Genomic DNA, 15001 nt, shown 5'->3' on the forward strand with positions numbered 1-15001 from the left:
ATGGAAGCACTTCGACAACGTTTGTCCTTACGACAACGAAAGCAACAAGATGGATTTACCTTAGTGGAATTAATGGTTGTAGTGGCAATCATCGCCATTTTAGCATCTTTGGCAATGCCACAATTTTTAAATGCCTCAAACAAGGCGAAAGAAGCGAAAATTAAATCGGATGTGACAACTATTTCCAATGCAGCTCAGTTGTATATGATGGAACAATCTACCGATGCAGTGCCTACTGTAGATACATTGTACAAGGAAGGGTATTTGACAGAACATGTGAGAACTCCTAAAGGTGGAGAATACACCGTAACAAGTGTACAAAATGAAGGCGGTAAAGGTAAACATATTGCTGTCACTGCACCCGATGCAGAAAATTAATTATTAGAAGGAAGAGGGAAATATGGAGTATGTATTAGGAGGTATTGCGGGTATCACAGGAGTTGCAAGCCTCTATCTCATTGTTTCTTGGACCTATATGAAAACACATGGTATGTGGTGCCTTATGTCCATTTTTGCTCATATCATAGGGACAGCAGGGCTTTGCTATGCCTATCAAGTTGGATACATTACGAACATCTATGAACTGGGACTTCTTTATATGCTGGAGGTAACGCTCTTTTGGGGATCAACCATCGATAAGCTATATTATATTCTTCCCGATGAGGGAGCTATTCTAATTTGTATATGTGGATTTGTTTACCAGTGGATAGGTAATGGTGATGTACTCATGATAGTAGTCAATGCCCTCTGTATGGGTGGATTGTGGTGGTCATTGCGGTGGTTTAGCCATGGCGGGGTGGGACTCGGTGACATCAAATGGCTGATGGCCATTAGCTGTTGGCTCACATCGGCGGAATGCTTGGCATTATGCGGACTTTCCTCTTTTATTGGCATCCTGTACAGTTGTGTGTGGCGTATTGTATCTCCGAATCATGCCTATATTCCCTTTGGTCCTTCTTTCAGTATGGCAACGATGCTGCTGTTCATCTATCCTTTTGAGAGGTGGCTATGATGAAAGTACCAAGGCACCCAGAAGATGGCTCTTTGTTAGTGGAAGTCTTGCTATATATGACGATTTGCTCTCTTATCTTAGGTATGGTATTGCTCTTAAATAATGGAGAACAACGCGAGTATTACCAATTTGATCGGGAAGGACGTATTTTATTTGCTCATATTAAGCGTATGCAGATGGCTACCTTATATGGAAATTTACAGCGTGTTGGCGGTGGTAACCGGATAGTACTAGATGGAACTAGGTATGGATATATCAATGGAGCGAGTACTATGGTCTATCGTGAGTTACCTTCATCTATGCATATTGAATTTACTGGTCCATCTCAGGTGTTGCGCTTTGCAGGTCATAAAGGGGTAGGAAAGGTGTTTACCGTGACTTTAGTGGATACTGTGATTCGCTATAAACGAACTTTTATTTTTGCTCGTCAATCAGGACGCATACGTTGGGAGGAGTCAAAATTTTGAAAGCACAACAAGCGGGATTTCTCTATATGGATGTATTAGCATCGCTGTTTGTGATGAGTTTATTATGTTCCACTTTATTTGTGCTCATGATGAGTAGTATCCAGCAATATGGGAAAATGATGGAAGAAGATAGAACTTTGCAAGCTATGATTTTGTATATGGAAGAGGGGAAAGCGGGCTGGGCAAATGGAACTAGTTCTGCATCTGATGAACCGCCTAATGTGGGAATGACCAGCTTTCAGCGTAGAGTAGACATAAGTCCAGAATGCGTACACGTATTGACTGTTATAGCCTATCGCCATGGAGAGGAAATACATCGGTTTACTACCTATTTATTGGAACCTAGTCAATAAGTTACATGATCGTTTGTGAAATATACAACATGGTGGGAGTCAAATAAAGGAAATATATGATGTGTTATAGAGCGATAACAAAAGATAAGCAGAGAATTGCAGGTTTTCTACTGGTGGAGGCATTAATAGGAAGTTTATTATTAGTGACCATTGTGACGGGATTTTTCCTGATTACATCACATAGTGTGAAATGGCTGCATATGTTGCATCATCGTCATGAGCTACTATTAGATGCTAGATTTAGTCGCATACAGATTATGAATCGTCTTCGTTATAGTGAGAAAAAACCAAGGGTTAGCGAAGATGGATCCTGGTTACTTTCTCCATCAAATTGGCGGATACGGGTGTATCAAGATGCCTTCGTGACCATGCTATCTGATGGGCAATTACAGGATATTACTGAAAGTGAAATCAGCCCTAAGATAGGAAAAATACATGTATTTCCTCAAGGGGCTACATTTTTTCGAGAACGTCCTGATGGGGTAGTTGATTTACATTGGTACTCAGAGGTGCGACCCTATTGGAGACTAGATCATATTCAACTCATGGAAGGTGGACAGAACCAATATCATGTACAAACAGGTATTCTGCCGTATGCTACGTATCTTCAGCGATTACAACATACAGAAAAGTAAGTTGGTACTTTATTTTTGTAGAAATCAAGAAGGCTATCTGTAGGAATGCTAATGATAGATATTAATGGATAGTTTGTCTAACAGTGACATAGGTGGAATCATAAACGGGGAGAATGGTTATGTTGCACTGGAAAGAGCGAAAGAAAAATGGTTTTGTATCGTACATGATTTTGCTAATAGCCATGATGACCATTGGTACTTGGGTGGCCTGGCAACATACGATGCAGATTACCTATCAAAGCATGATGGATGAATATCGTTTTGTTCGCTGTCAATATGGTATTGAACGGGGAATAGTATTAGGCACAAGAAAAGAATTCTTTCTAGCTCATCAAAAGGAGGTAACTGGCAGCGGTTCTCCGAAGTATGTATTAGAAGAAACAGATACAGAACGCATTGAGGCCATTATATATAAAGAGCGAGAGCCACACCGATATTCCTTGAGGCTTATATGTATCGATGTAGGTACAGAAACAAATGTGAGACAAGACGTATATTTTCAAGCTGTGTATAAGGATGATGTGCTAGAGACTATACGTGTAGAAGGGGTACAAGAATAAGGAGGATAAGATGAAAACAAATCCAGTGATGGCTATTGCCATTGGGCATGATGAAATTGTTGGGATAAAAGCCTATATAATTGAAGGTACTACTGTGCTGGAGGATGTAATTGTTCAAAAACGTCATGGTGATAGAGGAACAGACATAAAAGAGTTTTTTGACTATTATGGGGAAACAGGCATATCCATTGGTTGTGTTTTTGAATCTCCACTACAATCTGTGTACATGGAAACACCTATGATGCATAAAATAGATCAATATTTATTTGCTCAACGTGAGGGAAAACGAATTTTCCACAATGAAGACTTTCCTAATGCTATCGATTTTGCCTCTAGGCCAGGTATTACTGAGGAGTTGATGTTTATACTTATCGTAGCCCTAGAACGAAAACAAGTTAAACAGGTGGCACGAGGGATTCAACAAGGTGGGGGAGATCTTCGTGTTATTGACTACTGGCCAGCACCGCTTGCGTACAGTCGCGGTCGGGAATCCTCTATGCTTTGTATCATCCCGGAGGAAGATAAGGTGCAGGTATCTTTATGGAATCATAAGTTCTGTACGGCTCATGTCGTAGTGTCTCCTGAGGTGGAAGCAGTATTGACTGCGTGTGAAAAAGTATATGAAGATAGCAAACAATTTCATGTGCCCTATCCTAAAGGGGCTATTGTGGTTGGCTTTAATGAAACAAGAGCAAAGGATTTTGAGCCTATTTTAGAAACCTACGGAACGATTGACCAGGTCCCTATTCATATCGTTGATAAGGGAGCAGAGTATAATCCGCAGAATATAAATCATGAAATGGCATTGGGTTTAGCAATTAGGTTACTTACTGATGGAAAATAAGGAGAATCTTAACTTCATAGAACCAGATATACAGTGGATATGTTGGTACATTCGATACAAAAAAATATGGTGGACCCTATTAGTTCTAGTGGTTGTTACATTAGTAGGTTCTGTGGCGATGGGAACAAAAGCATATATGCAGTACCTCGACATAGTTGAAAAACAAACAGAGGTGACATCACACCATATTGATGCTAAGGAGGCTCATAGTGTATATGAAGCCATGGTTCATGAAAATAAAAAGGAAGAAGCACCGCTGCAGGGGACGTTGAAGGAATGTATATACTTATTAGATGCATCGAATACATATCACATACAATTAGTCGAGTGGTCTACTATGAATCAATGGTATGTAGAGGCTAGAGGAAGTAATGAAAATGAATTGCATCAGTTTAGTGCAATTTTGAGTCGATTAGGAGGTCACCGTCACTATGATGAAGTGGTGGAAAAAGAATCCAAAGCTACACTATACCGTAGTCGTATTACAGGCACTGTGGAAAGCCCTGCCCATTCCCAAAAGAAGTCTACTTCTAGTCATTAGTGTGTATTGTTGTGTAGTGGTTGCAGGTATTTGTATGATGGTGTACTTTCAAGGGGAAATAAAACGAATTTCTGCAGAGATTGATGAAGAGATACTTTCACAGGAGGCAGAAACAACATTTTTACATAGCGAAAGTTATCAATTCGTCAAACAATTGGATGACAATATGTTAGACCTAGAAGGGTTGTATCATTTGGTATTGTCCTCCATAGAAGATACCTCTTTAGTGGTTGTCAGCACGCACAAAGAAGAGGAAGCCATAGATGTGGTGGTACAAGGGTCTACCCTAGATATGGTGCAGTGGCTGTCGGGAATGCAAAAGGTACACCCTACCTTGCGTTTTGCGATAGAAAAAATTATTCACAGTCAAGGTGTTACTACCTTACAATGCAAAATTTATGAAAATACTAAAAAGTAGCCCTAATTGTTTGTCAAAGTATAGTCGAGTATAGTAAAATAAAATTAAAATTTACTACTAGATGGAAGAATGAGATATTATAAAACATGAAAACGACTATCAAGAGAAACATTATCCTCATTGGTTCTATGGGGAGTGGCAAAAGTCACTTAGGTCGAAATTTAGCAGATGCCAAGGGTTGGCAATTTGTTGACACGGATCGAATATTAGAGAAACGATATAATATGCCTATTGCTGATATTTTTAAGACAATAGGTGAAAAGGCATTTCGTCGTGCAGAATTTGAAGTGATTAAAAAGGTGGCTATGTATCATGAAGCAGTGATTTCCGTAGGGGGAAATTTCCCTGTTGATATGCGTACGCTACGATATATGCAAAAGTATTCTTTTATTGTAGGTATACGTGCCTCACATTATCGGATTGTCAATCGTGTCAATCGTTGGATTGGTAAGAGACCGACTATGAATTATGATGATGTATCTGGTTATGTAGCATGGATGATGCGACGGTGGAAACCATTGTATCGCAAATGTGACCATGTGTTAGATACCACATACAGTCATACCGATGAACTAGTTACGAGTATTGATGGATCTATTAGATCTAAGGGTATATATTTTAAACGGCGAAAAGTACACCAAGGTGAATAATATGAAACGTATAGCGATTTTAACAAGTGGTGGAGATGCACCAGGAATGAATGCAGTCATTCGCTCTATCACAAGAAGTGCAATATATGAAGGCCTCGATGTAGTAGGAATACAACGAGGCTTTTTAGGCGTTTTAGAAGAAGACTTTATTCCTTTGACCCGACGTAGTGTAGGGAATATTGTGAACAAGGGAGGAACAATCTTAAAATCCTCTCGCTGTCTTGAATTTAAAGAACCTGAACATCAACAAAAAGGCTTTGGAAACTTACGCCGCCATGGTATTGATGCCTTAGTTGTTGTTGGTGGTGATGGTTCTATGTGTGGTGCCAAAGTATTGTCTGACTTAGGATTACCTACAGTGACGATTCCAGGCACTATTGATAAAGATATGAATGGTACCGATTATACAATCGGTTTTGATACAGCTCTAAACACCATCATTGATGGGGTGAGCAAAATTCGCGATACTTCTACAGCTCATGACCGTGTAGCCATTGTAGAAGTGATGGGGCGACATGCAGGCCATATTGCTGTATACGCTGGTGTTGCATGTGGTGCCGAGGTGGTACTGACACCAGAGGTGCCAATGACATTAGAAGAGGTAAAAGATTCATTAGAAAATACGACTCGTAATGGTAAAAAGAATAGTATTATTATCGTTGCGGAAGGAGCGTATAGCGCTTTTGAAGTGGCTCAATATATTAAAGAGTATACATCCTATGCACCTTCTGTAACTGTATTAGGATATTTACAACGTGGTGGATCACCGTCTGCGTATGATGCATTAATGGCTGCCCGTCTAGGAGAAGCAGGAGTACGTGCCTTATTGGAAGGTCATACACATCATTTAATAGGTGTTCATTGCAACCATATTGATGCCATAGCCTATGAGGAGGCTGTAACATGTGAGTATCCTTTAGATACTTCTTTATATCAATTAATACGTGTGTTAGGACAATAATTTCATAGTTGTTTCATCATCGTATTGTATAAGATAAAGAAAACTAACCTTAGTTTTCTTTTCTTTTTATCTCCCGTATATGGTATGTTTCGTTTCATACTACAGTCAGGGCTACTCATATAAGGAAAGGAAATATTTCATGTGGAAAAATAAAAAGTTATGGATTGCCATCGTAGCTGTTTTCGTGGTAGCTATTGGTGGATGGCAATGGTATAGTAGTAGCCACACTCATGAGGCACCTACTTATACAACGGGAAAAGTAGGAAAAGGTAGTATTTCATCTACTATTAATGCAACGGGAACGATTAATCCTGTTCGTTATGTAGATGTATCTACCAATATTCCTGGCAAATTAGAATCTGTTTTGGTGAAAGCCAATCAGCATGTAACAGCAGGTCAGGTCATCGCTACTATTGATTCTCGTCAATTACAGGCTTCTGTAGATAATGCAAGGGCCACACTTAACCAAACAGCCACAGATTTGGATCGATACCGTACGTTAGTGTCACAAGGCGCCATTTCACAGCAAACCTATGATAATGCCTTAGCAGCCTATGAAAAAGCAAAAGCTAGTTATGATCAAGTAGCAGCAAACTTAACAGATAGTACTATTACAGCTCCTATGGATGGGACCATTATTGGAGAACCTTTGAAAGCAGGTCAAACTATCGCCACTGGTATTTCTACACAAATGATCATTGCCACTATCGCTGATTTGTCTGATTTAGAAATTTATTTAACAGTTGACGAAACAGATATTGGAAATGTAAAAGAAGGTGCCAAAGTAGATTTCACGGTCGATGCGCATCCTGGTAAGACTTTCACGGGTACTGTTAAAAGTATTTCTTTAGGTACAAAAGGTAGTATGGGAACGACCAGTTCATCTGTAGTGTATTATACAGTGCGCGTAGCAATTCCTGCTGGTGATGTAAGTCATTTCTTTCCTAGTATGACCGCACGGGCTACGATTCATGGAGAAGAACGACAAAATGTATTGGTAGTTCCATTGGCTGCTGTTCGTTCTGATAAAGTGGGAGAATTTGTGTATGTCATCAAAAATGGTAAACCTCTTAGAACCAGTGTAAAAACAGGCATGACGGGTGATTCTACAATTGAAATTATTTCTGGAGTAGAAGAAGGTGATGAAATCATTATTAGTGGTGATGTAAGTACGACGAAAAAACAACAACAGAGGGGGCCATTCTAATGGAAACTCCAAAAAAAGCGGTTATTACCTTGGAAGGTATTACAAAAACCTATGTGAATGGAAAGTTAACAGTACCAGTATTACATGGTATTGATTTGTCTATTTACGAAGGGGAGTTTACCTCTATCATGGGACCTTCAGGATCTGGGAAGTCTACGTTTATGAATATTTTAGGATGTCTTGACAGACCTACCAGTGGTTCCTATCGATTAGATGGAGAAGAAGTAGCCCATCTGGGGGACGATGAATTGGCCTATGTACGAAATAAACGAATTGGGTTCGTGTTCCAAAGTTTTAATTTATTGCCTAAATTAACGGCTCTAGATAATGTAGCATTACCGATGGTCTATGCAGGAGTGTCTAAAGCAGAACGTAAAGCTAGGGCTAGTCAGTTATTGATAGATTTGGGGCTCGGTACTCGGTTGGATCATATGCCAGCAGAATTATCAGGGGGACAACGACAACGTGTTGCTATTGCCAGGGCATTGGCAAATGACCCAGCGATTATTATGGCGGATGAACCTACAGGTAACCTTGATTCAAAAGCAAGTTTAGATGTGATGCATATCTTCACAGAATTATATCGAGAAGGGCGTACCATCATTTTAGTCACCCATGAGCCAGATATTGCTGAATATGCAGGTCGCAATGTGGTTTTAAAAGATGGTCTTATTGTAGAAGATAGAATAAATCCCCATATGAAAGGATTGCAGGTAGGAGGTGAAAGCCATGTATAAGGAAGGTTTCTTAATGGCTTGGTCATCTCTAATAGCCAATAAGATGCGATCATTATTGACGATGCTAGGTATCATCATTGGTGTAGCGGCTGTGATTGCACTTGTATCCATTGGATACGGGGTTCGTCAACAAATTACAGAATCTATTTCCAGTTTGGGTAGTAATTTGCTAATGGTCTATCCAGGGGCTCCTAGAACACCAGGGGTACGCCCGGTATCTGGTGCTAATAAAACGTTAAAAATGGGCGACTATGAAGCTATTTCGAAGATGGATAGCGTGCAAGCAGCTTCACCAGTAGCAGCTAATTCGTATTTGACTGTGTACATGAGTAAGAATTGGACCACAACTGTGAATGGTGCTAACGCTGACTTTCAGTATGTGAATAATTGGACTATGAAATCAGGTCGTTTTATTACAGATAGTCAAATTGAACGCCGTGAACGGGTGGCAGTTATAGGTGCCACAGTGGCAAAAAACTTGTTTGGTAATGAAGATCCTATTGGTAAGGATATTCGGATTCATAAAAATTCGTTTAAAGTAGTAGGTGTCCTTGATGAAAAGGGTTCTGGTACTATGGGGAATGATCAAGATGATGTCATTGTAGTACCTTATACAACTATGATGGAACGTGTGATGGGTGTTGATTATTTGCGTATGATCTACATTCAAGCAAAAGAAGGCGAAGACTTAGAACGGGTGCAAGCAGATATAGAAAATATCTTGCGTGTCCGTCATGGCATTAAAAATCCTGATCTCGATGATTTTAATGTGAACAATATGGCGTCCATTATGAAGGCGGTAGAAGAAAATACAGCTACCATGACCTTATTCCTAGGTGCTGTGGCAGCGATTTCTTTATTAGTTGGTGGCATTGGCATTATGAATATCATGCTTGTGTCTGTTACGGAACGTACTCGAGAAATTGGTGTTCGTAAAGCCTTAGGTGCTACGTATCGTACGATTATTACACAGTTTTTAATTGAAGCCGTCGTTATCTCTCTCGTAGGTGGTGCCATCGGTATTTTAGTGGGGATTGGTGCGTCACAGCTGATTGCTACAGTAGCTAAGTTAAAAACTGTAGTGACCACAGGACCTATTTTATTATCCTTTGGATTCTCTATGACGATAGGTCTTGTATTTGGTTTATATCCGGCTAGAAAAGCAGCTAAGTTAAATCCTATTGATGCCTTACATTATGAATAGCTGATTAAATACCAATATGTATAGGAAACTAGACCTATTATATATTGGTATTTTTCATTTTCCCGAGAGAATATGATATAATATATAAATTGAAAGGATGTGTGTCTATGAAAATTAGTCAAGAGGAAATTAAGAATATTGCCTTATTATCCCGATTAGAAATTAAAGATTTAGAGGCTGCTGAAAAAGCCCTCAGTAATATCCTTACCTATGTGGAGGAATTAGAAGAATTAGATTTAACAGATGTAGAGCCAATGGCTCATGCGGTGCCATTACAAAATGTGTATCGTCCAGATGAGATGAAACCATCATTGCCACGTGAAGCGGCGTTACAAAATGCACCTGAAGAAGAGAATGGGTATTTCAGAGTACCTCGTGTTGTACAGAACTAGGAGAAGATACATGACTCTTTTTGAATTACATCAAAAATTAGTAAATAAAGAAATTTCTGCCCTAGAGCTTACAAAAGCTGTATTGGCACATAAAGGTAATGTAGAGCCAACAGTACATGCGTACTTGTCTGACTCTCATGAAGCGGCATTAGCACAAGCAGAGGCTGTAGATGCAAAAATCGCCAAGGGAGAAACTATTTCGCCATTAGCAGGGATTCCTGGGGCGATTAAAGATAATATTTGTACAAAAGGTGTGGCCACTACATGTGGATCCCATATGTTGGAAAACTTTGTGCCTCCGTACAATGCTACTGTTATCGAAAAATTACAAGCTCAAGATGCTGTTATTTTGGGTAAATTAAATATGGACGAGTTTGCTATGGGTAGTTCCACAGAGAATTCTGCTTTAGGCAAAACGACAAACCCATGGAATCCAGATTATGTTCCAGGCGGATCTTCCGGTGGTAGTGCAGCGGCGGTTGCCAGTGGTAGCGCTATTTGGGCATTAGGCTCCGATACAGGTGGATCTATTCGTCAACCAGCATCCTACTGTGGCGTGGTTGGTTTGAAACCAACCTATGGCAATGTATCTCGCTATGGATTAATTGCTTATGCATCTTCGTTGGACCAAATTGGCCCTGTGACAAGAGATGTACGTGATGCAGCCATCGTGTTGAATGCTATTACAGGCCATGATTTCCATGATTCTACATCCATCCCAGGAGATCGTGTCGATTATACAAAAGCTCTTGTGAAAGATGTAAAAGGCTTGCGCATCGGTGTGCCTAAAGAATATTTTGGTGAAGGTTTACATCCAGAAGTGCGTGCAGCTCTGGAAAAAGCTATTGAAACGTATCGCAATATGGGTGCCACTATTGTAGATATTTCCTTGCCAACTACAAAATATGCCTTGTCCGCGTACTATATCATCGCTTTAGCAGAAGCTAGTTCTAACCTAGCTCGTTATGATGGAGTTAGCTACGGCCTTCGCGTGCCAGCAGATAATTTAGTGGAAATGTCCACTAAAACTCGTACGGCAGGCTTTGGTGAAGAAGTACAACGCCGTATCTTGTTAGGGACTTATGTATTGAGTTCTGGTTATTATGATGCATACTATTTAAAAGCTCTAAAAGCTCGTCGTTTGATTAAAAATGAGTTTGATGCAGCATTCCAAGAATGTGATGTATTATTAACACCAACCGCTCCGAATACAGCTTTTAAATTTGGTGAAAAAATCAACGATCCATTGACTATGTATTTAGAGGATGTATGTACAGTGCCAGTTAACTTGGCAGGTATCCCAGGTATCAGTATTCCTGCTGGATTTGGTTCTAATGGTATGCCAATCGGTATGCAATTATTGGCGCCTGCTATGGGTGAAAGTACATTGTTGCAAGCAGCCTATAGTTTTGAACAAGAATGTCCTGAATTTACAAAATTGCCAACTATAGGAGAATTGAAACTATGAAATATGAAACAGTCGTAGGCCTTGAAGTTCATACTGAACTGAAAACAAATTCAAAAATTTTCTGCTCCTGTACAACGGCCTTCGGGGGCGACCATAATACACATGTATGTCCAACTTGCTTAGGTTTACCAGGAACAATGCCTGTATTTAACCAAAAAGTGTTGGAATATGCTATCAAAGTCGGTTTAGCATTAAACTGTGAAATCGTACTATTCAATAAATTTGACCGCAAAAACTATTATTACCCAGATTTGCCTAAAAACTGGCAAACTTCTCAATTTGACTTGCCTATTTGCGTAAACGGTCATCTTGATGTAGAGGTGAATGGTGAAACTCGTCGCATTCGTATCAACCGTATCCATATGGAAGAAGATGCTGGTAAATTAGTGCATAGTGGTGCTACTATTTCTAGCTCTGATAGCTCCAATGTAGACTACAATCGTACAGGTGTACCATTGTTAGAAATCGTATCAGAACCTGATCTTCGTTCTGGTGAAGAAGCGCGCCAATATGTGGATAAAATTCGTGCTATTGTACAATATTTAGGCGTATCTGACGGACGTATGGAAGAAGGTAGTTTGCGTTGTGATGCGAACATTTCTATTCGACCAGTAGGGGAAACTAAATTAGGCACAAAAACTGAAATCAAGAATATGAACTCTTTAACAGGTATCCAAAAAGGTATTGAATACGAAGCACTTCGTCAAGCAGAAGCATTGGAAGACGGAGAAACGATTGTTCAAGAAACTCGTACTTGGGACGATAGTAAAGGTATCACTCTTTCCATGCGTAAGAAAGAGAAGGAAAATGACTACCGTTTCTTCCCAGAACCAGATTTGGTACCTATTGTAGTAGACCCTAACTATGTAGAAGAAATTCGTCAATCCTTACCAGAATTGCCAGAAGCGAAACAACAACGCTTCATGGAATCCTATGGATTGTCTAGTGAAGATGCGCGTACATTGACGAGCCAACGTGCTACAGCGGACTATTTCGATGCTGTCGTAGAGGCTGGAGCAGATGCAAAAACGGCATCTAACTGGATCATCGGTGATTTGGCAAAACTTGTGAACGATGCTGGTATTTCTTATGCGGATAGCAAAGTACAACCAAAACAATTGGCTGATATGATTAGCCTAATTGAAAAAGGCACGATTTCTGGTAAAATTGCAAAACAAGTCATTGTCAAAATGTTTGAAACTGGTAAAAATCCAGACAAAATTGTAGAAGAAGAAGGCTTAGTTCAAATTACCGATACAGGAGCTATTGAAGAAATTGTAAAACAAGTTATTGCAGATAATCCAAAATCTGTGGAAGATTTCAAATCTGGTAAAGGTAAAGCTATCGGATTCTTGGTGGGCCAAGTGATGCGTGCCTCTAAAGGTAAAGCCAATCCTGGCGTAGTGAATGAATTGTTGGAAAAACATTTACAAGCTCTATAGGAGTGACTATGAGTCAAGAACAAAAGTATGATGAAGGAACGCGCGTTCTTTCAGAAGAGGAATTGCGTGACTTTGATGGTACAACAATAGATGAAGAGGGGCGTACATATGACGCTCCTCGTTATCAATCTTCTCAACAGGAACAAGACCAATTTCAAACCATTCCTAATATGAAGATATTTTTGTGGAATGCTCTTAGTTGGAAGTGGAAACTAGGCATAGCAGTAGGCGTCGTGATGCTTATTATAGTGTTATTTGCACTAGCTAAATTTATCATTGCTGGTGCCTTTGTGATTATTTTAGCTTGGCTAGTAATGCGCTTGTTGGGAAAGTTATTTTTTTAAATGTAAATACAGAGGTTGTATTACTATGGAACAAACATTTTCATGGAAGCGGTTTGCATGGCTAGGGATAGGAACGTTTTTGTTCTATCTGTTTATGGCATGGGCGCTGCCTGTGACGGATACAGTGGAATCAAACTACGCTTTGTCTGCCGTGACCATGATGAAATATGGAGAGTTTTTGTCTCCTATGATTTATGACATGTATTGGTATGATAAACCAATTATGGCATATTGGGGGCTTATACTGTCCTACTCTTTGTTTGGTATCTCTGATTTAGCTGCTCGATTGCCATCCATTGTCGTTTCTACTTGTACAGTATTAGCGATGTATCGGATGGCTTTCAGTATATATCAAGTAGAACGGATTGCTATGTGGAGTGCCATTGCCCTAGGAACGGCGTTAGAATTTTGGTACATTGGTCATGCTGTCGTGACGGATGGATATTTATTTCTCTTTTCTATGGGTATTTTTTACTATTTATATCGTGGTATCACTGGTGAAAGTCATCGCCATATGGTCTATGCGTATATGTTTGCTGGGTTAGCGGTGCTTACCAAAGGCCCTGTAGGGATCGTGCTACCAGGGATTATTTTAATTCTATATGTGGCCTTGAATCGTCGTATGGATTGGTTCAAATATGTCTTTTCTTGGAAAGGTATTCTTGCTTTTATCCTAGTTGTAGCACCGTGGTATGGATATATGTACTATGTTCATGGTGATGCTTTTATCCAAGGATTTTTAGGGCTACATAATGTGACGAGAGCGACGGTACCAGAGCATCCCGAACATAATTGGTGGTATTTATATTTTGCCTTGTTGCCAGTATGCATGATGCCATGGACTAGCTTTGTAGTTCGTGGTATCAATGAACAGAAACACGCCTATATTTGGTATTGGTCGATTTTTTGGTTTGTAGGAACCGTTCTGTTCTACACGTGTATGGCCACTAAATATGTTACCTATACATTTATTATGCTGATTCCTTTGGCATTATGGGCAGGCATGGGCATTCATGCTGGTATAGAAGGATACAAAGAGCGTAAGATGACATGGAGGGTGTTTACCCTATATGCACTGGGTGGATTTCCATTTTTACTAGGATTAGTCATAGTGGGATTGAGTGTGTCTTTGTCACATAGTGCATATCTTTGGATTAGTTTGGCAGTGACTTTGTTGACGTTTATTTATGCCGCTAGTAAACGAACAGGGTCTGTCTTAGTGTGCAGTATGGCAACGAGTGCGATCATTTTTTATTTAGCATTAGTTCCTAACTTAGTGCCAGTTATGGAAGACCAATCTGGAAAAGTATTAGCCAATGAAGTGATGACATTGGAAGGCACTACGCCATTAGAGGTGTATCAATATGGTAATTATCGTACGTCTTTATCCTATTATTTGGGACGAACTACTTCCTTTATACATTACAAAGAACATGAAAGTGTTTGGGAAAATGGGAAAAATATCATGCCTATGGTGAAACCTACTGACTTGGCAAAAGATACAGAGAAACTATCACGTGCTTTGATTTATGTGCCAAATAAATACGCAACGTATTTTAAAGAAACAAATGTATATGACCAGGTTCAACCTGTAGAAAGAAATTCTCTAGGAGTCTTTTACAAAGCGAAATAATGGTAATTATAGTATTGGGGATGCTCCTAGGGAGTATCCCCAATAAGTTTCCGTTACTATAGGACAGGCGGCATGAGACCTACATTCAAGGAATATTGTATGACTCGATAATAAATGAAGGAGGACAGAGAAA

Annotated in this window: 19 protein-coding genes; all 19 read left to right on the top strand. The window is 39.7% G+C overall.

The window, feature by feature from the left end:
* Positions 1–378 carry a competence type IV pilus major pilin ComGC gene (locus EO117_RS00920; protein ID WP_126938682.1) on the top strand — a complete coding sequence of 126 codons (378 nt, stop codon included), beginning with the start codon at positions 1–3 and terminating at the stop codon, positions 376–378.
* 22 nt (positions 379–400) lie between these two features.
* Positions 401–1012 (top strand): prepilin peptidase, encoded by a 612-nt coding sequence (locus EO117_RS00925; RefSeq protein ID WP_126938683.1) that lies wholly within the window; start codon positions 401–403, stop codon positions 1010–1012.
* Complete coding sequence (locus EO117_RS00930) at positions 1012–1479, top strand: hypothetical protein (RefSeq protein WP_164727455.1); 468 nt, start codon at positions 1012–1014, stop codon at positions 1477–1479. Before EO117_RS00925 ends, EO117_RS00930 begins: the two co-directional genes overlap by 1 nt.
* A complete protein-coding gene (locus EO117_RS00935; RefSeq protein ID WP_126938685.1) occupies positions 1476–1832 on the top strand; it encodes a hypothetical protein in 357 nt (118 codons plus the stop codon). Before EO117_RS00930 ends, EO117_RS00935 begins: the two co-directional genes overlap by 4 nt.
* A 56-nt stretch (positions 1833–1888) precedes the next feature.
* Positions 1889–2467: a hypothetical protein gene (locus EO117_RS00940; protein WP_126938686.1), complete on the top strand. Its 579-nt coding sequence runs from the start codon at positions 1889–1891 to the stop codon at positions 2465–2467.
* A gap of 119 nt (positions 2468–2586) precedes the next feature.
* Positions 2587–3027: a hypothetical protein gene (locus tag EO117_RS00945; protein ID WP_126938687.1), complete on the top strand. Its 441-nt coding sequence runs from the start codon at positions 2587–2589 to the stop codon at positions 3025–3027.
* Positions 3028–3037: 10 nt separating this feature from the next.
* Positions 3038–3871 carry a hypothetical protein gene (locus EO117_RS00950; RefSeq protein ID WP_126938688.1) on the top strand — a complete coding sequence of 278 codons (834 nt, stop codon included), beginning with the start codon at positions 3038–3040 and terminating at the stop codon, positions 3869–3871.
* The gene (locus EO117_RS00955; protein ID WP_164727456.1) at positions 3861–4412 is read left to right on the top strand and encodes a hypothetical protein; all 552 of its coding nucleotides are present in this window, start codon (positions 3861–3863) and stop codon (positions 4410–4412) included. The genes EO117_RS00950 and EO117_RS00955 overlap by 11 nt, the downstream gene beginning before the upstream one ends.
* A 34-nt stretch (positions 4413–4446) precedes the next feature.
* Positions 4447–4830 carry a hypothetical protein gene (locus EO117_RS00960; RefSeq protein ID WP_126938690.1) on the top strand — a complete coding sequence of 128 codons (384 nt, stop codon included), beginning with the start codon at positions 4447–4449 and terminating at the stop codon, positions 4828–4830.
* 86 nt (positions 4831–4916) lie between these two features.
* Positions 4917–5480, top strand: a complete 564-nt coding sequence (locus tag EO117_RS00965) for a shikimate kinase (protein ID WP_126938691.1) — start codon at positions 4917–4919, stop codon at positions 5478–5480.
* Position 5481: 1 nt separating this feature from the next.
* A complete protein-coding gene (gene pfkA / locus EO117_RS00970) occupies positions 5482–6441 on the top strand; it encodes a 6-phosphofructokinase (protein WP_126938692.1) in 960 nt (319 codons plus the stop codon).
* A 139-nt stretch (positions 6442–6580) separates the two neighbouring features.
* Complete coding sequence (locus EO117_RS00975; protein WP_126938693.1) at positions 6581–7648, top strand: efflux RND transporter periplasmic adaptor subunit; 1068 nt, start codon at positions 6581–6583, stop codon at positions 7646–7648.
* The gene (locus tag EO117_RS00980) at positions 7648–8385 is read left to right on the top strand and encodes an ABC transporter ATP-binding protein (protein WP_062402368.1); all 738 of its coding nucleotides are present in this window, start codon (positions 7648–7650) and stop codon (positions 8383–8385) included. The genes EO117_RS00975 and EO117_RS00980 overlap by 1 nt, the downstream gene beginning before the upstream one ends.
* The gene (locus EO117_RS00985; RefSeq protein WP_062402371.1) at positions 8378–9589 is read left to right on the top strand and encodes an ABC transporter permease; all 1212 of its coding nucleotides are present in this window, start codon (positions 8378–8380) and stop codon (positions 9587–9589) included. Before EO117_RS00980 ends, EO117_RS00985 begins: the two co-directional genes overlap by 8 nt.
* A 107-nt stretch (positions 9590–9696) precedes the next feature.
* Entirely contained in the window at positions 9697–9981 is a 285-nt protein-coding gene (gene gatC, locus EO117_RS00990; protein ID WP_126938694.1) for an Asp-tRNA(Asn)/Glu-tRNA(Gln) amidotransferase subunit GatC, read from the top strand.
* 10 nt (positions 9982–9991) lie between these two features.
* Positions 9992–11449 carry an Asp-tRNA(Asn)/Glu-tRNA(Gln) amidotransferase subunit GatA gene (gatA, locus tag EO117_RS00995; protein WP_126938695.1) on the top strand — a complete coding sequence of 486 codons (1458 nt, stop codon included), beginning with the start codon at positions 9992–9994 and terminating at the stop codon, positions 11447–11449.
* Positions 11446–12891: an Asp-tRNA(Asn)/Glu-tRNA(Gln) amidotransferase subunit GatB gene (gene gatB / locus EO117_RS01000; protein WP_126938696.1), complete on the top strand. Its 1446-nt coding sequence runs from the start codon at positions 11446–11448 to the stop codon at positions 12889–12891. The genes gatA and gatB overlap by 4 nt, the downstream gene beginning before the upstream one ends.
* An 8-nt stretch (positions 12892–12899) precedes the next feature.
* Positions 12900–13235: a hypothetical protein gene (locus EO117_RS01005; protein ID WP_009353859.1), complete on the top strand. Its 336-nt coding sequence runs from the start codon at positions 12900–12902 to the stop codon at positions 13233–13235.
* A 25-nt stretch (positions 13236–13260) separates the two neighbouring features.
* Entirely contained in the window at positions 13261–14868 is a 1608-nt protein-coding gene (locus EO117_RS01010) for a glycosyltransferase family 39 protein (RefSeq protein ID WP_126938697.1), read from the top strand.
* Positions 14869–15001 lie beyond the last annotated feature (133 nt).

Source organism: Veillonella sp. VA142 (assembly GCF_003992135.1).
GTDB lineage: Bacteria > Bacillota > Negativicutes > Veillonellales > Veillonellaceae > F0422.